The 24,068-nt window shown below is 52.4% G+C and carries 23 protein-coding genes; 18 read left to right on the plus strand and 5 right to left on the minus strand.

From position 1 onward, the window contains the following. Positions 1–22 precede the first annotated feature (22 nt). The 7 genes from NST37_RS07675 to NST37_RS07705 all read left to right on the plus strand — a co-directional run bounded on the left by NST37_RS07675 (position 23) and on the right by NST37_RS07705 (position 7,585). A complete protein-coding gene (locus NST37_RS07675) occupies positions 23–535 on the plus strand; it encodes a molybdenum cofactor biosynthesis protein B (protein WP_003387803.1) in 513 nt (170 codons plus the stop codon). A 118-nt stretch (positions 536–653) separates the two neighbouring features. Then, complete coding sequence (locus tag NST37_RS07680) at positions 654–2,435, plus strand: B12-binding domain-containing radical SAM protein (protein ID WP_311067663.1); 1,782 nt, start codon at positions 654–656, stop codon at positions 2,433–2,435. Positions 2,436–2,614: 179 nt separating this feature from the next. Next, positions 2,615–3,232, plus strand: a complete 618-nt coding sequence (locus NST37_RS07685; RefSeq protein WP_003387800.1) for a DedA family protein — start codon at positions 2,615–2,617, stop codon at positions 3,230–3,232. A gap of 2 nt (positions 3,233–3,234) precedes the next feature. Further along, positions 3,235–3,621 carry a DUF1294 domain-containing protein gene (locus NST37_RS07690; protein ID WP_024984397.1) on the plus strand — a complete coding sequence of 129 codons (387 nt, stop codon included), beginning with the start codon at positions 3,235–3,237 and terminating at the stop codon, positions 3,619–3,621. Between the two features lie 118 nt (positions 3,622–3,739). Further along, on the plus strand, positions 3,740–5,272 hold the full coding sequence (locus NST37_RS07695) for a spore germination protein (protein ID WP_327956576.1): 1,533 nt from the start codon (positions 3,740–3,742) through the stop codon (positions 5,270–5,272). Then, positions 5,269–6,432, plus strand: a complete 1,164-nt coding sequence (locus NST37_RS07700; RefSeq protein ID WP_172920939.1) for an endospore germination permease — start codon at positions 5,269–5,271, stop codon at positions 6,430–6,432. The genes NST37_RS07695 and NST37_RS07700 overlap by 4 nt, the downstream gene beginning before the upstream one ends. Beyond that, a complete protein-coding gene (locus NST37_RS07705; protein ID WP_327956574.1) occupies positions 6,425–7,585 on the plus strand; it encodes a Ger(x)C family spore germination protein in 1,161 nt (386 codons plus the stop codon). The genes NST37_RS07700 and NST37_RS07705 overlap by 8 nt, the downstream gene beginning before the upstream one ends. A gap of 42 nt (positions 7,586–7,627) precedes the next feature. Here NST37_RS07705 and sspI read toward each other — a convergent pair whose 3' ends face one another. Next, positions 7,628–7,864, minus strand: a complete 237-nt coding sequence (gene sspI / locus NST37_RS07710; RefSeq protein ID WP_003387795.1) for a small acid-soluble spore protein SspI — start codon at positions 7,862–7,864, stop codon at positions 7,628–7,630. A 200-nt stretch (positions 7,865–8,064) separates the two neighbouring features. Between sspI and NST37_RS07715 the strand changes: the two genes are divergently transcribed. Both NST37_RS07715 and rlmB read left to right on the plus strand, forming a co-directional pair. Beyond that, complete coding sequence (locus NST37_RS07715) at positions 8,065–8,718, plus strand: TrkA family potassium uptake protein (RefSeq protein WP_003387794.1); 654 nt, start codon at positions 8,065–8,067, stop codon at positions 8,716–8,718. Beyond that, entirely contained in the window at positions 8,719–9,543 is an 825-nt protein-coding gene (gene rlmB, locus NST37_RS07720) for a 23S rRNA (guanosine(2251)-2'-O)-methyltransferase RlmB (protein ID WP_003387792.1), read from the plus strand. Here rlmB and NST37_RS07725 read toward each other — a convergent pair. After that, positions 9,536–10,261 carry a DUF2225 domain-containing protein gene (locus NST37_RS07725; protein WP_024984394.1) on the minus strand — a complete coding sequence of 242 codons (726 nt, stop codon included), beginning with the start codon at positions 10,259–10,261 and terminating at the stop codon, positions 9,536–9,538. The two genes, rlmB and NST37_RS07725, sit on opposite strands and share 8 nt — an antisense overlap. A gap of 449 nt (positions 10,262–10,710) precedes the next feature. On the opposite strand from NST37_RS07725, the gene pheS reads away from it, so the two are divergent. The 5 genes from pheS (at position 10,711) to larB (ending at position 16,239) form a co-directional block, all read left to right on the plus strand. Next, positions 10,711–11,745 carry a phenylalanine--tRNA ligase subunit alpha gene (gene pheS / locus NST37_RS07730; protein ID WP_003387789.1) on the plus strand — a complete coding sequence of 345 codons (1,035 nt, stop codon included), beginning with the start codon at positions 10,711–10,713 and terminating at the stop codon, positions 11,743–11,745. Positions 11,746–11,765: 20 nt separating this feature from the next. Next, the gene (gene pheT, locus NST37_RS07735; RefSeq protein ID WP_243013980.1) at positions 11,766–14,189 is read left to right on the plus strand and encodes a phenylalanine--tRNA ligase subunit beta; all 2,424 of its coding nucleotides are present in this window, start codon (positions 11,766–11,768) and stop codon (positions 14,187–14,189) included. A gap of 92 nt (positions 14,190–14,281) precedes the next feature. Beyond that, positions 14,282–14,551: a cell division protein ZapA gene (gene zapA, locus NST37_RS07740; RefSeq protein ID WP_003387787.1), complete on the plus strand. Its 270-nt coding sequence runs from the start codon at positions 14,282–14,284 to the stop codon at positions 14,549–14,551. Between the two features lie 82 nt (positions 14,552–14,633). Continuing rightward, positions 14,634–15,497 carry an ATP-dependent sacrificial sulfur transferase LarE gene (gene larE, locus NST37_RS07745; RefSeq protein ID WP_024984392.1) on the plus strand — a complete coding sequence of 288 codons (864 nt, stop codon included), beginning with the start codon at positions 14,634–14,636 and terminating at the stop codon, positions 15,495–15,497. Next, positions 15,490–16,239: a nickel pincer cofactor biosynthesis protein LarB gene (larB, locus tag NST37_RS07750; protein WP_003387785.1), complete on the plus strand. Its 750-nt coding sequence runs from the start codon at positions 15,490–15,492 to the stop codon at positions 16,237–16,239. The genes larE and larB overlap by 8 nt, the downstream gene beginning before the upstream one ends. A 48-nt stretch (positions 16,240–16,287) precedes the next feature. Here the strand turns inward: larB and NST37_RS07755 are convergent, their stop codons facing one another. After that, a complete protein-coding gene (locus NST37_RS07755) occupies positions 16,288–16,662 on the minus strand; it encodes a phage holin family protein (protein ID WP_003387784.1) in 375 nt (124 codons plus the stop codon). A 157-nt stretch (positions 16,663–16,819) separates the two neighbouring features. Here NST37_RS07755 and NST37_RS07760 point away from each other — a divergent pair, with 157 nt between their 5' ends. The 4 genes from NST37_RS07760 to NST37_RS07775 all read left to right on the plus strand — a co-directional run bounded on the left by NST37_RS07760 (position 16,820) and on the right by NST37_RS07775 (position 21,483). After that, a complete protein-coding gene (locus tag NST37_RS07760) occupies positions 16,820–19,177 on the plus strand; it encodes an endonuclease MutS2 (protein WP_003387783.1) in 2,358 nt (785 codons plus the stop codon). Between the two features lie 65 nt (positions 19,178–19,242). Then, complete coding sequence (locus NST37_RS07765) at positions 19,243–19,653, plus strand: DUF350 domain-containing protein (RefSeq protein ID WP_003387782.1); 411 nt, start codon at positions 19,243–19,245, stop codon at positions 19,651–19,653. A 15-nt stretch (positions 19,654–19,668) separates the two neighbouring features. Continuing rightward, positions 19,669–19,974, plus strand: a complete 306-nt coding sequence (locus NST37_RS07770; protein WP_122958121.1) for a 2Fe-2S iron-sulfur cluster-binding protein — start codon at positions 19,669–19,671, stop codon at positions 19,972–19,974. A gap of 210 nt (positions 19,975–20,184) precedes the next feature. Further along, the gene (locus NST37_RS07775; protein WP_327956569.1) at positions 20,185–21,483 is read left to right on the plus strand and encodes a nucleotide sugar dehydrogenase; all 1,299 of its coding nucleotides are present in this window, start codon (positions 20,185–20,187) and stop codon (positions 21,481–21,483) included. A gap of 96 nt (positions 21,484–21,579) precedes the next feature. Here the strand turns inward: NST37_RS07775 and NST37_RS07780 are convergent, their stop codons facing one another. Together NST37_RS07780 and NST37_RS07785 are read right to left on the minus strand one after the other, a co-directional pair. Continuing rightward, positions 21,580–22,407, minus strand: coding sequence for a M55 family metallopeptidase (locus NST37_RS07780; protein WP_024984389.1), 828 nt, complete (start codon positions 22,405–22,407; stop codon positions 21,580–21,582). Positions 22,408–22,761: 354 nt separating this feature from the next. Then, a complete protein-coding gene (locus NST37_RS07785) occupies positions 22,762–23,901 on the minus strand; it encodes a glycosyltransferase (RefSeq protein ID WP_003387776.1) in 1,140 nt (379 codons plus the stop codon). Positions 23,902–24,068: the final 167 nt, after the last annotated feature.

The raw sequence follows: 24,068 nt of genomic DNA on the forward strand, positions 1-24,068 counted from the left end.
TTTCCAGAGAGGATGAAATCATATGAGCACGAAGGAGCATAAGGCAAATGCCCCGAAGCAAGTGGGCTGCATGGTGATTACCGTTTCAGATACAAGGACCGAAGAGACGGACAAGAGCGGCCAATTGATGATGGAGCTGTTGCAGGAGGCTGGCCATCTTACTTTGCAATATCGCATCGTAAAGGACGAGCCTGCACAGGTGATCGCAGCCATCGAAGAAGGAGTGGCCGATCCGGCGGTTCAAGCGATTTTGCTAAATGGCGGGACAGGCATCTCTCCTCGGGACAATACATTTGAAGCCGTTTCGGGTCTTTTGGAAAAGGAGATTCCGGGCTTCGGCGAGTTGTTCCGCATGTTGAGCTACACGGAGGACATCGGCTCGGCAGCCATTCTCAGCAGAGCGGTCGCAGGAGTCAAACAGGGAAAGGCCATTTTTTCTACGCCAGGTTCTACAGGAGCAGTCCGCTTGGCGATGAATCGTTTGATCGTGCCGGAGCTTGGACATGTCATCCGGGAGCTGACCAAAAAAGGGTAGGACCAGTATCTGCATTTGCTGCCGGGCATGGCTTGTGATACTGTTACAGAAGGCAAAAAGTGCCTGTCCCCTGTGCGAAAGACAGGGGGAGATTTGTCCAAGAGGAGTACACGTACAGATGAAAATTTTATTGTCTACACTTAACGCCAAGTTCATACACTCTTCACTGGCCTTGCGTTATTTGCGCAGCTATACAAAGCCGACATTTCCCGATATTGAATTGGCCGAATACACGATAAACGATGTAACCCTGAATGTCGTCGGTGACATCTACAAGCGGCAGCCGGATATTGCCGCTTTTTCCTGTTACATCTGGAATATCCGCGAGACGATCGACGTGATCGCCAACTTGAAGAAAATCCGTCCCGACCTGCCCGTCATCGTCGGAGGTCCGGAAGTAAGCTATGATGCCGACCACTGGCTTAGGCAGCACCCGGAATTCGATGTGATCGTGCTGGGGGAAGGCGAGCAGACGTTTCTTGAATTGATGCAAGCCTATGATGAATCGTTTCGTACAGGAGAGCCTCCTCGCTTAAAGGACGTCGCGGGCATCGCCTATCGCGACGGAGAGCACGTCAGGTTTAGCGCTCCGCGTGCACAAATTGAGAACTTGGATTCCATCCCTTCCCCATTTGAAGAGGATCTGGACGAGCTGAACAATCGGGTCGTTTATTTCGAGGCGTCGCGTGGCTGTCCGTTCAAGTGCCAGTACTGCCTGTCCTCCATTGAAGACGGGGTCCGCTATTTTGGCCTTGAGCGAGTGAAGGCTGATTTATTGAGGCTTATTTCCCACGGGGTCAAAACGATTAAATTCGTCGACCGGACGTTTAACATCAACAAGAAGTACGCATTGGAGATCTTTCAGTTCCTGATTGACAATCACAATGGAACCGTGTTTCAGTTCGAGATCACGGCCGACATTCTGCGTGCCGACGTTCTCGACTTCCTGATTGAAAATGCGCCTCCGGGAATTTTCCGGTTTGAAATCGGCGTCCAGTCGACCAATGACGAGACGAACCGCCTCGTACAGCGGATTCAACGCTTTGATCGCCTGGCCAATACCGTTACCAAAATCAAGAATTCCAAAAAAATTGACCAGCATCTTGATTTGATTGCAGGACTCCCCGAAGAGGACTACGATTCGTTTCGCAAGACGTTCAACGATGTGTTCGCGCTTCGGCCGGAAGAGCTTCAGCTCGGTTTTCTGAAGATGCTGCGCGGTACTGGCGTCAGAGCGCGGGCAGCCAATCACGGCTATATTTACATGGACCAGGCTCCGTACGAAATTCTCGGGAACAATGTACTCTCTTTTGGCGACATGCAGCGGATCAAGCGGGCAGAGGATATTCTGGAGAAGTACTGGAATGCGCATCGTATGGACAACACGCTGGAATGGCTTGTGACCCGCACCTTTGCCACACCTTTTGATTTCTTTCAGGAGTTTGGAGATTTTTGGGAAGAAAAAGGGTGGAGCCGGATCGGTCATCAGTTGGAGGATTTGTTTCTCCGTTTGCGCCTGTTTCTGGAGACTCGCGGGACAGAGCAGATGCAGCACATTCTCAGCCTGATGAAATACGATTACCTGCGGAATCAAAAGCATCGCCCGCGAAAACTCTGGTGGGATGACGTACTGGAAAAATCGGACCTGCAAGCGCTCTATCAGGTCGTCGCGGAAAAACGCGAGCAGCTGCGCGAAGATTTCGCCCGACATACCGCAACGGAGAAGGAGTATTTCAAGCACACCCTGCCTGCTCTTGTTTCCTTCGACATTGGGAAATGGGAGGAATCTGGTGAGCTTGTAGAAGGTTCGCATGTATTGGTTGTGTATTATCCCTATCAGGAAGGTCAGGATAATTCCTATACGGTGGTCAAGCAAGACGAGCTTTTGTCCATTCGGTAGATCATTTCTTGTTCAATAAATGATTTGTATTGATAAAAGCCTTGTTTAGATTGCAAAATAGTACAAGTAACTTTTGGGGCTGTGCATCCGTATAGGTAAAAGGGATATGAAATTGGAAATAGCGCCGACGGCCTAAACGAAACAGAGCCAAGCGGCGAGGATAGGGGATTTTTTGCGCCATGGAAATCAACCTGTTGATGTCGATAATCGAGCAATACGGCTATATTGCCATCTTCTTTTTGCTCTGGCTGGGGATCGTCGGATTGCCCATTCCAGACGAATTGGTGGTGGCCACGGGGGGATTTCTGGCTTCAATTAAACTGCTGGACCCGGTCTACGCCTTTTTGGCAGGCTATATCGGAGTAGCTTCGGGATTGACGATCGGATTTCTGCTCGGAAAATTCTTTGGCAAACCGATCCTGAAGTGGTTGTCCAAAACGGAAAAGATGAGGCATACGGTCCAGCGCTCTACTGCTTTGCTGGAGAAGTACGGCACGCTGGCTCTTTGCTTCAGCTATTTGTTTCCTGTGGTTCGGCACGTGGTTCCGTATATCGTCGCAATGAGCGGAATGACCTTCCGACGCTATGCGATTTTGTCGTACCCGATCGGCTTATTATGGACGGCTGCGTTTTATGCGATTGGATACATTTTTGGACGCAATGTAGAAGGGATCATCACATTAATCCGCTCCTACGGTTTATATGGCCTTCTGGTGCTGGCGGTTCTGTTTGCTGCAGGTCTTCTCATTCGCCGGTTCATTGTTGCCAATCGCGCTTTTCGGGCAAAAGGAGAATAAAGATGAACAACCAGCATCATTTGGAAACGTATAAAAGGGTTCGCAATGCTCTGCTGGCGTGTACCTGGCTCATGATCGGGTACGGCTGGTGGAGCCAGCAGCTGCTCTGGCTGCTTGCGGGCATCATTCTTGTCAATGTGTACGCCTTCATGGTGACGGCAAACGACAAGCGCTGCGCCAAGCAGGGAAGGCTTCGCATACCCGAATCCGGGCTCCTGCTCGTCGCTGCATTGGGAGGGGCAGCAGGGACCTGGGCGGGTATGCTCTTTTTCCGCCACAAGACCAAGCACCTCTCTTTTACGATCCCTGTTCCGGTTTTTTTCATCATTCAGATGTATCTGCTTTTTCTAGCGATTCGCTATATCCTGAAATGGTCCGCCTTGTCGTAAAGGCGGTTTTTTTTTGTTGTTCAACGGACGTTTTACCTGTTCCATCAGAATGAAAAGGAGAGTGTTCTATCCATTTTTGGGCACACTAACCACATCTGACGGTACAGGGGGGAGAGCGTTGAGCCAGTTTTGGAAAGCGTGGGAAAAGCGAAAAGCAAGTTTGCGGAATGCTGCCCTTACACAACATGCCAATAAAAGCATGGAAAGCGTCCCTGATACGATCCTCTCCTCCAGTCTGGAAGAAAACCTCGCCCTGCTGGAGAAACAGCTCGGCAAAAGCGATGACTTGGTGGTACGGAGGTTTACTATGAAAAACGGCACAGAGGCCGCTCTGCTATTCATAGATGGCATGGTGGACCGAGGTGTGGTCAGTGAGTATATCATACGGTTTATGGCTTCCACGAGTGTCACCTACGAAAAACCGGCTGTCAATGAGCTGGAATCTACAGACCGACTGCGGCAGGCGATTCGCAACATCCTCTCTGGAAATGCCGTGCTTGTTCTGGATGGACAGAACAAGGTGTTTTTAAACAACACCAGGGGATGGGATCGACGTGGGGTGGAAGAGCCCAAAACGGAGTCTGTCGTACGTGGGCCGCGCGACGGCTTTGCAGAGACGCTTTGCGTTAATTCAGCGCTAATCCGGTCGCGGCTAAAAGACCCCAACCTGCGGCTCAAGCATTTTGTAGTAGGCCAACGGACACAGACGGATATTTACGTTACTTATATCGAGGGGATCGCTCATCAGCCCATCGTTCAGGAAATTTGCCGAAGGGTTGAAAACATCAACATCGACGCCATATTAGAGAGCGGCTATATCGAGCAGTTGATCCAGGACACCCGCTGGTCTCCTTTCCCGCAGATACAGAACACGGAAAGGCCGGACAAGGTGGTCGCCAACCTGCTGGAAGGAAAGGTGGCGATTCTGGTTGATGGCACTCCGTTTGCCCTAATCGCACCGGCTGTCTTCTCGCAGTTCTATCAGAGCCCGGAAGATTACTATGAACGCTTTTATATCGCAACCTTTATCAGGATGATTCGGGGAGTCAGCATGATTATCGCGCTGCTTATGCCGTCTCTTTACATCGCGTTCAGCTCGTTTCATCCGGAAATGATCCCTTCCCGGCTTGTTATAGCCATGGCTGCCGGACGCTCAACTGTGCCTTTTCCGTCTGTGATGGAGGCATTAATTATGGAGACGGCGATTGAGATTTTGCGGGAAGCAAGCGTACGTCTGCCTGGCCCCATTGGACCTACCATCGGAATCGTTGGAGCGCTTGTCGTCGGTGAAGCCGCTGTTTCGGCCGGCCTCGTCAGTCCGATCATGGTCATCATCGTCGCGCTGACCACGATCGGTTCCTTTGCAACCCCCAGCTATAGTGCCGCTATCGCCATTCGGATGCTGCGATTCCCGTTGATGCTATTGGCGGGGATGTTTGGCTTGTACGGGATTATGCTGTTTATCATCATTATCCTGATCCATCTTTCGTCCCTGAAGTCGTTTGGCGTGCCTTACTTGACACCGATCAGCCCGATTAATTTGGTCGCGATGAGGGACATGGTCATTCGCATGCCATTCAGGTGGCTGACAAGGCGCCCCACCATGTTCCATCCTCAGGACGAGATCCGCAAGGGGGGAGAGAAGTCATGAGCCAGCTTGGGAAAGATCCGCAGCACAATACGTTTTCCCTGTGGCAGATGACTTCGCTCATTACCAGCACGCTGATTGGCGTAGGTGTTCTGACATTGCCGAGAACAACCACTGAAAAGATGTTTGAAGCGGGCTGGATGGCTCCGATTTTGGGGTCGGTTCTGACGTTTTTTGCGATTTGGTTGATCGCGGTTTTAAGCAGACGTTTCCCTGGACTGACATTTATCCAGTACAGTCGGATTGTGTGGGGGGGACACGAGCAATCCCGTTTGGGGTTTTGGCTCAGCCTGCCATGGATTATGATGTTTCTCATTGCTCTCTTCGTGACCACGGCCATAACATCCCGTATTTTTGGTGAGGTGGTCGTTACAGCTGTATTGATGGATACGCCACTGGAGGTCATTATTGTCTCGATGTTCGTGTTGGCTGTGATTCTCTGCTTGCACGAGATCGATACCCTTGCCCGGGTCAATGAAATCCTGTTTCCGCTCATTTTGTTCCCGATTCTGTTTATTGCGCTTGCGTCCTTTCAAAAAGCGGAATGGAACAACATACTCCCACTGATCAGGGTGCCTTGGGAGACCATTATCACGGGGGCGTTTGAGACCAATTTTTCATTTCAAGGTTACGAGATCATGCTGATCTTTTTCGCTTTTGCACACGAAAATACGGGAAAAGTCAAAGCAGGGTTCTACGGTATCGGGATCTCTGTTTTTGTATACACATTGATCGTCCTCGCGGGGATCGTCGTTTTTGGCCATGAGGAATTGCAAAGGGTAACCTGGCCGACCTTGGAGCTCGTCAAGTCGACGCAAGTGCCCGGATTGATATTGGAACGGCTGGAATCGGCTTTTCTCGCTGTCTGGGTAGCGGCTGTTTTTACAACCGTAGCTAATGGATACTATGCAGTAATCTACGGCTTGCGCCAGCTTCTGAAGAAGGGAATGCTTTTCCAGCGGATTGCATCTATTGTTTTGATCTTTCCCCTTTTTTTCGTTGCGATTGGACCGCAGAACATCGTGGAGCTCTTTAAGATGACCTCTTTAATCGGATATACAATCGTCTGGATCAGCGTCGTCTCACCTTTGATCCACTGGCTGATCATGCTCTATCGCGACCGGGGAAGAAAAAGGGAAAAGGGAAGTGATGCGCATGGGTAAAGCCTGGGCTTCCCTATGCTGTTTATTACTCTTTATGACGCTTTTGACAGGCTGCTGGGATCGGCGCGAACTGGAGGAGAGAACATCCGTTATCGCGCTTGGCATCGACTTGGTCGAGGGCAGGCAGAACTTATATAAATTGACTGTACAAATTCCGATTCCGATCAAAATTGTCGGCAGCAGCGGGCAGGGAGGGGGAGGAAACAAGGACGCGGTAAAAATTATGAGTGTTACCGGGAAAACCGTAACTGATGCCGTCAACAATCTTCAGCAGCGTCTGAATCAGCGGATTTTCCTCGGGCATACGCGTGTGCTCGCTATCAGTGAAGACGTGGCCAGAAGAGGAATGGATGACATCATTGACAGCTTTCGGCGGGACCCTCAAATACGACGTCTGATGTGGCCTGTCGTCGTTCAAGGGAGAGCAGCCGATTTGCTGGAGATGAAACCCGGCTTGATCCAGATTCCCGTCGTGTTTTTAATGGATCTCATCGAAAATGGAACGAAAATGGGCACGATCCCTGACCAAACGATGGGCGAATACTTGATTCAGACGTCCAATGAGACCTTGCAGCCGATGCTAAACTATGTGCAGGCCTATAAGGATGACGTCAAATGGAAAGGGGTAGCTGTTTTTCGGGATCAAAAAATGGTCGGCTCGCTCAATGATATCCATACGTGGGCACTTTTGCAGCTGAGAGATGAGAAAAGGGGAGGAGATGTCATCGTACCGCTCCCGGGTAAGGGAGGAGGGTACATCTCCTTTCGTCCTCACTTCGTCAGAACGAAATTGGAAATGAAAGGATCGCATGCGACGGGACAGGATAACCATAGCGGACATGGCGTTGCGTACTTATGCGAGATACAGGGGGACATTATCGAAATGACCAAAAACGTTGAAGGGTCGCCGGAAGAGGTGATCGTGATGCTGCAGAAACTCATCAAAAAAGAAATGGAAAAACGGGCCAGGAAAATGCTTGATATCCTGCAGAAGCAGTACAACAGCGACATCCTCAAACTCGGTCTCGCCATGCGCGGCCATCATTATGCGGATTACTGGAGAAAGCATGACTGGTTCAAAGACTTCAAGCAATTCCCGATTGAGGTGAAATACACGATAAAGCTGCGGCGACTTGGCATGGAAATGCACTAAGTGAAAAGGGAGAGACCACGAAGTCCCTCCCTCTCTTCTCGATTAAATCGGACGGTCAGCCTGTTTCGGCAGATGCTCGGCAATCGTTTGCACCATTTCCTGACGGCTCGAGGCATCGCTGTTTTGCCACAGCACTTCGAACAACACGCCCAATCCCGGAAGCGTTTTTTCCTGACCGGTGGAAATGGCGTCACTGATGGTATCTTCGACGGCATTTGCGTCAGAGCCCTGCATTTTGTACATAATCGCCTGACGAAGGTTCAGAGAAGCGATGTTCATGACGGACGGACACCCCCTTTTTCGATATGGGTTGCCCCCCTAGTATTCGTCTTTCCAGGTAAGCTCATACCTGCTTTTGTAGCAGGGTAAATCCTTGTGTTATAATGCTTGGTATTCAACTATCCGAGGATGTCTTCTGCGAATGATGGGATGGGCTTTTTAACCCAACAGCAGGCAGGAATGAAGAAGGAGTGGAAGGAATGTCCAAGCAGTTCGCTATCATTGGCATGGGCAGGTTTGGATCCAGTGTAGCCCGCACCTTGTATGAAATGGAATACGAAGTGATGGGGATCGACGAGGATGAAGAGCGAATCAATGAAAATATTCAGTACGTGACCCATGCGGTTGCAGCCGATTCTACAGACGAGAGAGCGCTTCGCGAGATTGGCATCCGCAATTTTGATGTCGTCGTCGTCTCGATCGGAGCCGATATTCAGGCCAGCATCTTGACCGTGCTGATTCTAAAGGAAATGGGCGTCAAAAAGATCGTCGCCAAAGCGCAAAATGAAAGGCACGGACAGGTGCTCTACAAGGTAGGCGCGGATCGGGTCGTCTTCCCGGAGCGTGATATGGGGGTGCGAGTCGCACACAATCTGATCTCGGCCAATGTTCTTGATTTCATCGAGCTGGCTGAGGATTACAGCGTGGCGGAGGTCGTAGTGTCCTCGAAAATGGTGGGGAAAACCTTGCGCCAGCTGGACATCCGGGCACGCTATGAGGTAAACGTCATCGCAATTAAAAGCGGTGACAAGTTCAATATCGCCCCGAGTCCGGACGAGGTGATCCAGTTTGGCGACGTCCTCGTCGTGATCGGAAACAACAAGCATCTAAAAACATTTGAGGAGCAAGACTAAATGCGTCATGAAGTGATTTCGTCCGTACAAAATCCACTGGTCAAGCGATTGCACCAGCTCTTGAACCGGAAAGGGCGCGAGGAGCAGAACCGTTTTCTGGTGGAAGGCGCCCATCTCGTAGAGGAGGCGCTGAACAGCGGGGCACAGGTGGTTACCGTTCTCTACGATGAGAGTCGAGGGATTGATCCGGCATGCCTGCGGGCGTTAGACGAGCGGGGGACAGACGTACAGGTGATCGCTGTGTCTTCTGCGGTTCTTGGCAAGTTGACAGAGACAAAATCTCCGCAGGGAATTGTCGCTGAGGTGAAAATAGATTCGGAAAACTGGGCAGAATGGATAGAAAGAGCATCGGAGCGGGATTACCTGCTGCTTGTTCTCGATGAAATCCAGGACCCGGGAAATCTCGGGACGATTCTGCGCACAGCCGAAGCCGCAGGGGTGGATGGCGTCGTTCTGGGCGAGGGTAGCGTCGATCTGTACAACGGAAAAGTCGTTCGTGCTACGATGGGAGCCCTGTTCCGCCTGCCCGTTTTTCTGCGTTCCCTGCCCGAGGCAATTCAGACTTTACAACAGCAGGGGGCCAACGTACTCGTCTCCTCGCTAAAAGAAAACAGCCTCGCCTATGACGAGGCTGATTATCGCGGAAAAGCGGTAATCGTGATCGGGAATGAAGGGCGGGGAGTTTCCGAGCAGGTGGCTCGTCTTGCTGACGGCTATGTACACATTCCTTTGTACGGACGGGCTGAATCGCTCAATGCGGCTGTTGCAGCCGGCATACTGGTGTACGAGGCCCAACGGAAGAGAATCGGTCAGGCCGTCAACTGATCTTCGCCGCTTGCTTTTGCTTTTTTGCTTTGTAATCTTCCCGAGCCTGTGCCCATTGGTCTTGGGCCATGCTGAGTATGCCCGTTTCAATCGTGCGATTTCTGTATTCCAGCGTACGCGAGAAATACTGGATCGCTTCGTCATACTGCTCAACGCGTCGCTTTAATTCGCCGATCAGGTACAGGACGCGAACTTCCGACATCTCTTTTTCGCCTTGTGTATAATCAGAATGGATGAAAGATTGCTCGTATTCATTTGCGGCGATGTGGAGGAAACGTTTTTCTTCCGCTTGGTTTTCCTGGAAACGGCAGAGCCAGGCCAGACGCAAATAAAGGCCAGCTTTGACGGAATGCACCTGATCGGTCAGCTCGGCTGCGTAAATCGCCAGTTTGTAAGCGGCCAATGCTGCTTCCAGACTGCGGATCCCCCCAAATTCCTTGGGCGTCCATTTTGCGGAAATCAGCTCGCCCACCAATTTTTTTTGCGAGGGAGTCAGGTGCTGCTTGAATTGGTCGCTAAAGGCAAGACCGCAGGACGGGCAGACATTGACCGTATAGAGGATCGGGTTCAGCGATTGCTCCTTGAAGTATGTACAAAAATCACTGTCGCGCTTCAACATGGAAAGAGAGCCGCTGCGGACTCGTTTTGATGTAAAGGTGGATTGGCAATGCAGGCAAGCTATTTTCTTGTCATAGAGAGCGGAAACCTGGTCGATCATGTCTGAAGTCCCCTTCCCAAAGAGGGTATTTCGTAGGAGCCGGGCCGAATCATCATGCAACATTTGTATAATTGAAAGTTAGCTTAGGTTGCGCTATAATTTTCCTACAACTGCATTATAACGCAAAGCGATGACAGAGACTAGTACGCAGGACCTATAGTTTTTCAGGGAGGAGATGCCGCTGACTGAAAGCATCCCACACTATAGCTGCCGAATTCACTCTCGAGCTGGCCCCTGAACAGTATTTTAGGAACAAAGTAGGGGGTAACCGGGGCAACCCGTTATCATGAACGAGTGAAGCAAAGCCGTATGGAGGGCTGGAGGACCAGGATCGTGTCTCCGCAGCCGTATGGCTCTGTTTAACAAGGGTGGTACCGCGAGTAATGACTCGTCCCTTTTTGGGGCGGGTCTTTCTTTTTTTACCAAAATCAGTAAAGGAGCGATATGACGTGCAAACGCGGTTACAGGAAATGAAACAGTCTGCCCTGGCCCAGATCAGCCAGGTCGCGGATGGGGCGCAGCTACAAGAGCTGCGTGTAAAGTATCTTGGCAAAAAGGGGGAGCTGACAGAGCTCCTGAGAGGAATGGGAAGCCTGAGCCCGGAAGAGCGTCCTGTCGTAGGCCAATTGGTCAATGAGGTTCGCAGTGCATTGGAGGAAGCCTTCGCCGGCAAACAGGCAGCGCTGGAAGAGGCGCAGCTCGCAGCCAAGCTCGCCTCCCAGTCGGTGGACGTTACTCTGCCGGGACGCCCGATCCCGGCAGGTACAATGCATCCGCTCTCCCGCATCATCGAGGAGATCGAGGACATTTTCATCGGCCTTGGCTTTGACATTGCCGAGGGGCCGGAGGTAGAGCTGGATCACTTCAACTTCGAGATGCTCAATCTGCCCAAGGACCACCCGGCTCGCGACATGCAGGACTCGTTTTACGTGACGGAAGAGATTTTGATGCGGACTCATACATCGCCTGTACAGGCTCGCACGATGCTGAAAAAAGAGGGGAAAACACCCGTCAAGATTATTTGCCCGGGTAAAGTGTATCGCCGCGATGACGATGATGCGACCCACTCCCATCAATTCACGCAAATTGAAGGGCTCGTAGTCGACAAGGGAATCCGGATGAGCGATTTGAAAGGAACGCTGCTCACGTTTGCCCGTCAGATGTTCGGACCGAATCAGCAGGTCCGTCTGCGTCCCAGCTTCTTCCCGTTTACCGAGCCGAGCGCGGAAGTCGACCTGCAATGCTTCAAGTGCGGTGGAGAAGGCTGCCGCGTTTGCAAACAAACCGGCTGGATCGAAATTCTCGGCTCCGGCATGGTGCACCCGCGTGTTCTGGAGATGGCCGGCTATGATCCGCAGGAAGTCAGCGGATTCGCCTTTGGGATGGGTGTTGAGCGGATCGCCATGCTGAAATACGGCGTCGAAGACATTCGCCATTTCTATACAAATGACGTACGTTTCTTGAAACAATTTAACCGGTCCTAGAAAGGAGAGTCGAAAGAGTCATGAAGGTATCTTATCAGTGGTTATCGGAATACGTCGATCTGCATGACATCACACCTTACGAGCTGGCGGAGAAATTGACCCGCAGCGGAATCGAAGTGGATGCGGTCGAACCGTGCAATGCGGGAGTTTCCCAAGTTGTAGTCGGCTATGTAAAGGAAAAGAGCAAGCATCCGGATGCTGACCGGTTGAATGTATGCATCGTGGATGCAGGGCAGGGAGAGGATCTGCAGATCGTGTGCGGAGCTCCCAACGTCGCTCAGGGACAAAAGGTTCCCGTCGCTCTGATTGGAGCCAAGCTGCCTGGAGACCTGCATATCAAGCGCTCCAAGCTGCGCGGCGTAGAATCGCAGGGAATGATTTGCTCGGCGAAAGAATTGGGCCTCAATGACAAGCTGCTTGCCAAGGACCAGCAGGAAGGCATCATGGTTCTGCCTGAGGATGCAGAAGTAGGCATGGACGCCGTTTCCTATTTGGGCATGGACGATTACGTGCTGGAGCTGGGCTTGACGCCAAACCGCTCCGACTGTCTGAGCATGCTCGGTGTCGCCTATGAGGTGGCCGCCATTCTCGGCCGTGAAGTGATTCTTCCGGAGATTGCAGTCGTCGAAAATGGCGAAGACAATCCGGTTACAGTGGAGATTGAAGCAGAGGACGAGTGCTATCGTTACGTAGGACGCCATTTTACGAATGCCGTGATCAAAAGCTCTCCGCAATGGATGAAAAACCGTTTGATGGCAGCAGGTATCCGTCCGATCAACAACGTCGTGGACGTCACCAACTACGTTATGCTGGAGTACGGACAGCCGTTGCACGCATTTGACGCGGCGATGGTAAAAGACCGCTCCATCGTGGTCCGTCTCGCGGAAGAGGGTGAAAAACTGGTAACGCTGGACGATCAGGAGCGCGAGCTGGATAGTCAAACGCTGTTGATTGCCGATCGCGAAAAAGGACTGGCTATCGCAGGTGTCATGGGTGGAGCCAACTCTGAAATTACACCGGAAACCAAGGAAATTATCCTGGAGGCTGCCTGGTTCACGCCGCAGACAGTCCGCCGTACATCTCGCAAGCTGGGAATGCGGACAGAGGGCTGTGTCCGCTGGGAAAAGGGCGTCGACCAAGCGCGCGTGCAGGAGGCTGGAGAACGTGCAGCGTACCTCATCCAGCAGCTTTCCGGCGCTACGGTTTCCAAGGGCCAGGCTACAGCGACGGTCCGCGAGCCGAAGGCGGCCGCCGTATCGGTCACCTTGAGCAAAATCAATCAGCATCTGGGAACCGCTCTGTCCGCAGCGGATGTTACGCCAATCTTTGACCGCCTCCAGTTCCCTTATGAACAAAACGGCGAAGAATGGGCCGTTACCGTTCCGACGAGACGGGGGGATATCATGCTGCCGGAGGATCTGGTGGAGGAAGTAGCCCGCCTTTACGGGTATGACAACATTCCGACCACCCTTCCAGAAGGGATGACCACACAGGGTCAGTTGACATATGAGCAAAAAATTCGCCGGACGATCCGCCGTCATTTGATCGGAGCAGGCTTGAACGAAGCGATTTCATATGCGCTTCTCCACCCGGAAAAGGCAGAAGAGGTCGCCGGACTGCATGAGATCGCTGCCAAGCCGATCCCGCTTGCGATGCCGATGAGCGAAGAGCACAGTGTGCTTCGCATCAGCCTGATTCCAAGCCTGTTGCAGACCGTCTCCTACAACAAGAACAGACAGAATCACAATGTCTCCATTTTTGAGCTGGGACGCGTGTTCCTGAGCACGGAGGAAAAGCTGACACAGCTTCCGGAAGAGCCCCTTTACCTGGCCGGTGCACTCACTGGCCAATGGCTGCCGACGAACTGGATGGGACAGACGCAAGCGGTTGATTTTTACCTGCTGAAAGGTTTGGTGGAATCGCTGTTCGCAAGTCTTGGTATCACCGGCGTGGAATACCGCGCCCAAGCGAATCTGGCCGGGATGCATCCGGGCCGCACGGCAGAGGCATGGGTAGCTGACCGTCGTCTCGGATACTTCGGGCAGGTCCATCCTGCTACGGAAAAAGCGCATGATCTGGCTGAAACGTACGTCTTCCAGTTTGATGTGGAAGAGCTGACGAAGGCGGCTGCACCTGTGGGCCATTACAACCAGCTTCCGAAATACCCTGCTATTACGAGGGATCTGGCGCTGGTTGTCAACCGCGATCTGCCCGCGCATGCGCTGGAGTCCGTCATCCGCAAAGCCGCCGGAGACTTGCTGGAATCGCTGACGCTGTTTGATGTGTATACAGGTGAACGTATCGCAACCGACAAAAAGAGCATGGCCTTCTCCCTCGTATTCCGTCACTCTGACCGGACACTGCAGGACGAAGAGGTCCAGCAGGTGACGCAAGCCGTCGTCGAAGCGTTGCGGACAGAGACGGGTGCTGAGCTGCGGATGTAAGGAGAACTTGACGAAACCTGACATTTTCAGTAACCTAATCTGAGATACAATGGTACGGAAGTCTCAGAGCTGTTTTGGAGGAGGAAGCCTTCGTGCAAGGTGATGGTAAGAATCGGTTGACAGTAGATATATATGGTCAGCAGTATCGGCTCAGTGGAAAGGCAAGTGTGAACCATATGCGCATGGTAGCCGGATTCGTAGACGATAAAATGAATGAAATCGGAAAAGGCAACCATCGCCTGGACACGGCCAAAATTGCCGTACTTACCGCAGTAAACATCGCTGACGAATACTTCCGGTTGCGTACTGAGTACGAAGCGCTGTTGAAGATGCTTCAGGAGGATGCGAACGATCCATCATAGATGTTTGGAAAGAGGGGCTTTTTGCCTCTCTTTTCCCTATTGTCGCAAGCTTGACAATCACGAACGGAGAGGAGCGCGACTGATGAGCAAAGAAGCGTTGGTGGAGGCTGCAAGTCAGCTGACTCTGGAACAAAAGAACGAAAAGCTGGGAGAGATTCTTCGCGAGATGGGCAGTGTCCTGATCGCTTTTTCGGGCGGAGTGGACAGCACCTTTTTGCTGGCCCGCGCCGTTGAAGAATTGGGGGAGTCCGCGATTGCCGTCACAGCAGCATCGGAAACGTTCCCGACACGCGAATTTGAGGCCGCCAAGCAGCTGGCAAAGCAGCTCAAAGCCAGATTTGTCACGACTGAAATCCGCGAAATGGAAAACCCCAATTTTGTGGCAAATCCGGTCAACCGCTGCTTTTACTGCAAGGACGGATTGTATGAGCATTTAGGGGAATTGGCTGAAAAAAATGAATGGAATGCCGTTATTTGTGACGGCGCCAACATGGACGACTTGGGCGATTACCGCCCGGGGAGAGTAGCAGCCGTTCAACGGGGCGTGCGCAGTCCGCTGCAGGAAGCCGGACTTTACAAGGAAGAGCTTCGGCAGTTGTCAAAGCAAATGGGGCTGTCCACTTGGAACAAGCCGTCTTTTGCTTGCCTGTCTTCACGTGTTCCGTACGGTTCGCAGATTACACTGGAAAAAATCGATCAAATCGATCGGGCGGAGGGCTTCTTGATGAGCCTCGGTTTTCATCAGGTCAGGGTGCGCCACCACGAGACCATTGCACGAATCGAGATCAGTCCGGACGATTTTCCGCGCTTGCTGGAGCATCGGGAAAGCATTGACCGCGAGCTGCGGGCGATCGGGTTTCAGTACGTAACCCTCGATTTGTTCGGATACAAGACTGGCAGCATGAATGCCGTACTGCAAGCGGAAGTGAAACAGACCCATGGATGACTTGAGAAAAATTCTTCAAGAGCTGAAAGCAGGCACGATTGATGTCGAACATGCGCTAGAGCTTGTTCAAGGAAGCAGCCGTCTGGATTATGCGACCCTTGATCTTGATCGAAAGAAACGAACCGGTTTTCCCGAGGTCGTATACGCGGCAGGCAAAAGCGCAGAGCAACTCGTTGGAATATTTGCCCGATTGAGAGAGCACCAGGAATTGGTTCTGGCTACACGCGTCAGTGATGAGCAGGCGGAAGCGGTGCAAAAGCATTGGCCGGACGTTCGGTACGAAAGAGAGGGCAGGCTGCTGATCAGTACAAAAAGTCCGCTGAAGCCCGTCCGCGAAGGCTATGTAGCGATCGTGGCTGCCGGTACCTCCGATTGGCCAGTTGCGCAGGAAGCGGCTTGGACGGTGCGCTGCTTCGGCAGTGAAGCCAGAGTCATCGCAGACGTCGGTGTAGCGGGGATTCACCGTTTGTTTCAGCGGCTGGATGAGATTCGCGCTGCGGCTGTGATTGTCTGCATCGCAGGCATGGAGGGAGCATTGGCAAGCGTTCTGGCGGGACTCGTAGACAAACCGGTCATTGCCGTTCCCACCAGCGTCGGCTACGGAGCGAATTTTGGAGGTATGGCAGCCCTGCTGTCCATGCTGAATTCCTGTGCAAACGGCGTAGCTGTCGTCAATATTGACAATGGCTTTGGAGCCGGCTACCTGGCAGGAATGATCCACAGACAAACGGCGTCTTCATAAAACCGAAAGCAGAGCCAACCCGATGGTTGGCTCTTGCACTATACGAACTCAGGTTTCTTGTCTGTTTCCGGCGTCGCCATTGCGCAAATCCATATGTGTCTTGATCGGAATAAACAGGTCGATGATTCCGATCACGAGGGAAGCGAGCAGAGCCCCGAGGATGGTCACATAGAAGCCGGTAACGACAAATTGGGTCAGGTAAATCACGACTGCGCTTACAAGGAAACCAACAATCCCGCGATTGTATGGAGAGATGCGATCACCAAAGAATGCCTCAACTACCCATCCCAGCAGTGCGATAACTACTGCCGCAATGAGAGCGGTCCAGAAGTTGTTAACCGAAAAACCGGGTACGAGAAACCCGACGAACATCAGTACGACAGCAGCAACCACAAAACGGATAACGTGGCGTAAAATCGTCATACGTGTGATCCTCCTTTGCAGATGTTGATTCCTTCTCATTTTGGCTGATTTTAAAGGGAACTATGCCGTGGAAATCGCGTTAAATTATTCTTGCCGCAAGCTCCGTGATATAATACGAATGATTGGTTTTTTCCAAGCGATAAAGGAGGCACCACTTGTGGAACAACGGGTTTTAAAAACCTTGGAATACGAAAAGATCGTCGCGCTTTTAATGGAAAAGGCGACGTCCATATACGGGAGAGAAAAAGCGGAAGCGCTGCTGCCGTTCTTGCGGATCGAAGAAGTCCGGTCCGCGCAGCAGGCGACTAGCGAGGCAGTGACGGCGCTTCGGCTGAAGGGAAGTGTTCCGCTCGGAGGCATCCGCGACATTCGCGCACCGATTCAGCGGGCGCGTTTGAATGCCATGCTCGCTCCCATGGAATTGTTGGACATAGCAGGAACGATCGGCGCTGGACGCCGTTTGCGCCATTTCCTGCTCGACCTTTGTGAAAATGAGCCGCTCCCGATGCTGCAGTTCCAGGCAGAACGGATTGAAGGGCTGCGCGAGATGGAGACGGAAATCAGGCGCTGTATCGATGACGACGGTGCGGTGGTTGACAGTGCGAGTCCGGAGCTTCGCCAGGTTCGGCAGGAAATCCGCCAATTGGAAGCACGCGTCAGAGAAAAGCTGGACCAGATGACGAGATCAAGCTCCTACCAAAAGATGCTGATGGAAAATATCGTGACAATCCGCGGCGACCGTTTTGTCATTCCGGTCAAACAGGAATATCGCCATGTATTTGGCGGGATTGTGCACGATCAATCGGCATCGGGCGCTACCTTGTTCATCGAGCCGGAAGCAGTCGTGACGATGAACAACAAGCTTCGCGAGCTTCGTCTTCGCGAGGAGCGGGAGGTAGAGCGCATCCTCTATACGCTGACAGAGCTTGTCGCGCAGTCCGTAGAGGAACTGAAGGAAAATATTGATGCATTGGCCGAGCTCGACTTTATGTTTGCCAAGGCTCAGCTCGCTGGAGCGATGAAGGCTGTATGCCCGAAACTCAATGACCGTGGGTACCTGCGCCTGAAAAAGGCCCGCCATCCGTTGATTCCCCATAATGCCGTCGTACCGGTTGATGTGGAGCTGGGCGGAGCTTACAGCGCAATTGTAGTGACTGGTCCCAATACAGGCGGGAAAACGGTATCGCTAAAGACAGTCGGACTTTTGTCGATCATGGCGATGGCAGGATTGCATATTCCTGCGGAGGAAGAGAGCGAGGTTACCGTATTCTCGTCTGTTTTCGCCGACATAGGAGACGAACAGTCAATCGAGCAGAGCCTCTCGACTTTCTCCAGTCACATGAAGAATATTATTCACATTCTCGCTTCGATGGATGAGCGGAGTCTTGTGTTATTTGACGAGCTGGGTGCAGGAACGGACCCGACCGAGGGTGCAGCTTTGGCGATGTCGATTATCGATCACGTCATCCAACGCGGAGCCCGGCTGATCGCCACTACGCACTACAGCGAGCTGAAGGCGTACGCCTATGACAGACCGGGCGTGATCAATGCGAGCGTTGAGTTTGATGTGGAGACGCTCAGGCCGACCTACAGACTTCTCATCGGTGTCCCGGGACGGTCGAACGCGTTTGCGATTGCCAAGCGGCTCGGCTTGCCAGAGGAAATCATCGAAATTGCCAAAGGCTCGATCAGCGAAGAGGACAATCAGGTCGAGAGCATGATCGCCTCCCTGGAGCGAAACCGCAAAACGGCTGAAGCGGAAAGGGAGACTGCCGAAGAGCTGCGGCGCGAAGCCGAACGTCTGCGCCAGCAGCTTGAAGAAGAGCGGGCTCGCTTCGCCGAAGAGAAGAACAAACGGCTGGAGGAAGCGGAGGAAGAAGCACGCATCGCCGTTCAACTGGCAAAAGAGGAAGCCGAAGCCGTTATCCGCGAGCTGCGGAGCATGATGAAGGAAGGCGTCGAAATTAAAGAGCACCGTTTGATCGAGGCGAAAAAACGGCTGGGCAGCGCCGTCATGGAGCTTGAGAAGGAAAAGGTGAAAAAACCGGCAAAAGCGGTACGGGCCACGCAGGTCAAAGTCGGCGACGAAGTCATGGTAACAAGCTTTGGGCAAAAGGGAACTGTGTTGGAAAAGGTCGGGGGAGACGAGTTCCTCGTCCAGATCGGCATTATGAAAATGAAGGTCAAGCGGGACGACATGAACGTCCTCAATTCCATCAAAGCCCCTCAGCAAGCCGTGGAGTACACCGCTGTAAAGCGAAGCAAAGGCACTGCCAAGCTGGACCTCGACCTGCGTGGATACAATGTCGAGGACGGGATTCGGGAAATCGACCAGTTTCTGGACGAAGCGCTCTTGGCCGGCTTCCACTCTGTATCGATTATCCATGGACACGGCACAGGGATGCTGCGAAAAGGGGTGCACGAGTATTTGCGCCAGCACCGCAATGTGAAATCGTTTCGCTTAGGCGGTCAGGGGGAGGGCGGCGTCGGAGCAACGATCGTCGAGCTGAGATAACCGGATGACGGGTTGAACGTCGGCTCTAGCCTGTCCTGATTTTCTTTTGTGCAGGGAGGTTCTGGATGGAACAGTTGTTACACAATCAGTATTTGGGGACGTTTGCCTACTATACCGTTACCGGGCTTGCGATGATCGTTTTTCTTTCCTTGTTTGAGCTTGTGACCCGGTATCAGGTGTGGCAGGAATTAAAACGGGGGAACCTCGCTGTCGCCATGGCTACTGGAGGAAAGATGTTCGGGATTGCCAATATTTTCAGCTATTCGATCCAGCACCATGACTCCATCGGGCAAGCGCTGATTTGGGGAACTTTCGGTTTTTTTCTCTTGCTGGGCAGCTATTTTATTTTTGAATTTATGACTCCAAGCTTCAATGTAGATGAAGAGATCGGCAATGACAACCGGGCGATCGGTTTTATTGCGATGGTGCTTTCTGTCGGTTTTTCCTTTGTTATCGGTGCCAGTTTGACGAGATAACGGGAGGCGAGAAGAATGGATCAGTCAGGGTGTGTGACAGTTACCGTCGTTCAGGGAGAAGAGCGCAGCCATCTGTCAGTGAGGACTGGGGGAAATTTGCTGTTGGCCATGGTGCGGGAGCGTTTTCCGGTAGATTTTGCTTGTACTACGGGAAAGTGCGCCACTTGCCGATTGCGAATGGAAATTCCCCCTGGTTCAGCAAGCGAACCCTCTCCTACAGAGCGGTATCGTTTGGGAGCGGACTTTGCAGCCGGACTGAGGCTGAGCTGTCAAGTGTATGTCACAGGCCCGCTGACCGTCTATTTGCCCACGAATGGCTAGGGACGTTTCCCGTTGAACCATTTGCCGATGGAGAGTATAATTAGACTTTGGCAGAATGTAACGAGTTAGGGAAGAGGAGGCATGGCCTTGGAAACGCTGTACAAGGTCCTCATCGCATTATGTGTAGTGTTTATTGCGGCAGGGGTTTATTATCTGTCGTAGGCAATGCACTCAACCTATAACCAGAGAATATGAAAGAGGAGATACTCAATGACTCAGCCAGTACGCGTTGCTGTTGTCGGATTAGGGTTTGTCGGACTGCCGCTTGCGCTCACTTACGCCCTGAAAGGGGCACATGTCGTCGGTGTGGACGTCGTACCGCATGTAGTAGATGAGATTAACAAAGGGCATTCCCATCACCTGGAATCCTACCAAGGCAAAACTTTGGCGGAGATTCTGCGGGAGCAAATCGCCGCTGGCCGCTTTCGTGCGACCACTTCCTATGAAGAAGCTGCAGCCGAGGTTACGAATTATATCGTGACGGTTGGACTGCCGGTCTTCAATGGTGATCCTGACCTGGGACCGCTCAAAAACTGTGCGGAAACGCTCGGGAAAGTGTTGAAGAAGGGCGATTCGGTGATGATCCGAAGCACGGTCGTTCCGGGGACGACAGAAGAAGTGATCAAACCGATCCTGGAAGAAGCAAGCGGACTTCAAGCCGGAACGGATTTTTACCTGACATACTGCTCCGAACGCATTGCCGAAGGACGAGCTTTCGAGGAGTTCATTCATATGCCTCTGGTCCTCGGCGGGATCAACCCGGAGAGTGCAGAGAAGGGGAAACAGCTGCTTTCCGTGATCAGTGAAACGGAAATCACTATTTCTGATATTCGTGTGATTGAAACGGCGAAAGTCATTGAAAATATTCAGCGTGACGTGAACATCGCGATGGTTCAGGAATTTGCCCGTTTTGCCGAGTCTTTCGGGATCGACACGTTTGAGCTGATTCGCATCGCGAACACGCACAAGCGCGTGAACCTGCTGACACCGGGACCTGGAGTGGGCGGCTTCTGCCTTCCAAACGCCCTGTACTACCTGCAGCCGAAAGCGAGAGAGCTGGGTGTTCCGCTCCCGCTCTTGCAGTTGGCCCGCACGACAAACGACAGTGTGCCTGGCGTTTTGGTGGACATGCTGGATAAAGCGCTGCAGAATGCCGGCAAAACATTGGCAGGGAGCCGTGTGACTGTGTTTGGACTGGCGATGAAGGACTTTTCCAACGATGACCGGGTAAGTCCGGTCCATGATCTGATTACTGCATTGAAGGCCAAAGGAGTCGACGTTCGCTCCTACGACCCGGCCGTACCAAACCGCTACGACCACAAGAAAGAGACGGTCGAAGAAGCTGTTCGCGGAGCAGACGCCATCATGCTGACGGCTATCCAGAAGGAATTTGCCGAGCTGGATTGGGACAAAGTGATCAGTCTGATGAGTTCGTCTCCTGTTTTGTTTGATACCAAAAACCGCATCCCGCGCTCGCTTGACGAGCAGGTGACTGTAGTCCGAATCTAACCGAAGAAAGGTTCGGGTTTGCATGAAAAAGGCTCCGCCGGTTTCCAGCCGGCAGGAGCCTTTTTCATATCGAAGGTACTTGATAAGCCAAATTGGTTAGAAAAATTCTGCGCCAGATGCGAGATTGATCATAGCCCGCATCGTTTTGTAAAGGTCGTGCTGATCTTGCGGCGTGTAGGAAACGATCCCTTTTTCCGCATCGTAGCGTGCGCCTGGCACAATCGCCGCCATTTCGGCTTGTCCGGCATGCGAAAATTCAATCGAGAGCTCAAGCGGTTGAGCGAATTCCACGGGCTTTACTTGTGCTACTCGGGAAAGAGCCCGCTTGGTCTGGCGTTTTAATTCCGCTGTGGCCTCGTCACGGGAGAGGCAGAGAGCAGAGGTGCGGGAAACTGCTGTTTTTACGATAGCCGTACTGATTTCCGGGATGAGCTGTTTGGCTTCCTTTGCAATCAAGTCATCGCCGGAAACAAGACAGACCGGAACGCCATACATACCGGCATAGACGGCGTTGAAGCCAAACTCTCCTACGACCTGTCCGTTGATGTACATGTTGCGAACAACCCCGGACATCGTGTGGCTGAGTACGCCCGGGACGCCCTGACGTGTGTGGTAGCCGATGAAAAAAGCGGCGTCAAAGCTCTGGTCCAGGCCCTGCATCATGGAGTAATCGCGTGGTGAGCCGGCCAAAAGCTTCGCTTCGGGATGCAGCGACTCCCAGAGGATGTTATTCATCGTATTGTGGCTGTCGGCTACAACGATCTCTGTAGCTCCCCACTCCAGCGCTGCTTCGATCACTGCATTGGCGTCTTCGGTCATGAATTGACGGCCTCGTGCATAGTTCATGCCTGAGTCTGGATTGATATAAGATGTGTCGACAATACCGGAGATTCCTTCCATGTCTACGGAAAGAAACAGTTTCATAGCCATTCGCCGTCCTTTCTAGCAATTCTGAATCATTCTTTCTTATCAAAACAGATTGTTTCCATACAGGCAACAGAAAAATGGAAAAACGTTGCAAACAGTTGGAGCAAAAGCGAATGGTAAAAGCAAGAAGGGAATGCTCGACACAAAAAACAGCAAGGGAATGCAGAACGGAAGTAAGAAGCGAATGCAAGGAACGAATGCACATGGCCAAAAAGCGAATGCACAGGCCCAAAACCGAAGTCAACGAAAAAAGCACGGGGCCCGCTAAAGCCAACGCCGTGCTTTTATCTGTAAATCGCATGGTTTTTTTGCCATAATCCCAGTGTTGCTTTGCTCGGCTGCCAGCAGCGTTTATGAAAGCAGGCGACGGTACAGAGCCAGTGTTTGTTCAGCCATGTGCTGGATTGTAAAGGTCTGCTCCACTAAAGTCAGGGCATTGTGGACGAGCCGCTCCCGCAAATCCGGCGATTGCAAAATGGTTTTCATCGCTTCGGTCAATCCTGCCACGTCACCGGGCGATACGGCAAGACCGGTTTGTTTGTGTGTAACAAATTCTTTGACTCCGCCGACGTGGCTGGCTACGACAGGCACTTCAGAGGCCATCGCTTCGATGATCGTATACCCCAGTCCCTCGTACAAGGAAGAATGGACAAAGGCGTCACATGCATGCAGACACGCCGGGATATCCTGGCGGAACCCGCCGAAGCGGACCCTTTCTTCCAGACCGTGCTCACGGACTTTCGCCTCCAGGACGGCACGTTCCGGACCGTCTCCGACAAGGACCAGATAAGGGATCGGACCTTCCTGCATCTCCCTCGCCAATTGAGCAAATGCATCCACCAGAAGCGGGAGTCCTTTCACAGGCACAAATCTCGCGACCGTCCCGAACAAAAAGGCATCGGCTGGAATTCCCCATTCTGCTCGAAGGGAGGCCCGGTCTGACGCACGCAGATGTGTCTGTCTGTATGGAGAAAGGTCTGTTCCGTTGTAAATGACGCTGATTTGCTCTCGTGGAACGCCGTCCTTGTGCAAAATCTCCGCAATCGCCTCGCTGATCGCGATGTAGTGCCGGTTCCATCGACGTGTACCTCGTTCCATCAAGGATACGAGCGCATAGGCCAGCGGATGGGCGTAGTCATAGCGAAGCGAGCTGTGTACGGTCGTCAGCAGTGTCGCTCCGCTTCCCCGGGAGGCCAGTCTGGAAAAGAAGTTGGCTTTTACGCCATGTGTATGTATGAGATGTGGCCCAAAGGAACGAAATACCTCTCGCAACGCCTGTAGAAGCCGTACGTCAAAACGCCCGAATCGGTCCAGGGCAATGACAGGCACACCTGCTTTGCGCAACTCGCTGGCAAACAGGGAGTCGTAAAAGCAGACGACGGCCGTCTCCACTTCATCCGCAGGAAGAGAAGACAATAAATTGAGGATATGCTGTTCCGCTCCGCCAAACTCTCCTCCGCCGATAACATGGAGGACTCGCAGTTTATTCATGACAACTCCACCCGAACCTTCGTAAAAAAAAGCTTCTCACCGAAGCTCTCTCGTATCAAAAACAGGAAAAATCCCGATCGTCCAATAAAAACAAAACCATTCTCACTATAGCAGATGACTGGTTTATTCGCAATAACACGGGACTTGTGGTATCTTGATGAAGGAGA

Origin of the sequence: Brevibacillus sp. FSL K6-6036, from assembly GCF_037964015.1 — a bacterium.
GTDB classification, from domain to species: domain Bacteria; phylum Bacillota; class Bacilli; order Brevibacillales; family Brevibacillaceae; genus Brevibacillus; species Brevibacillus borstelensis.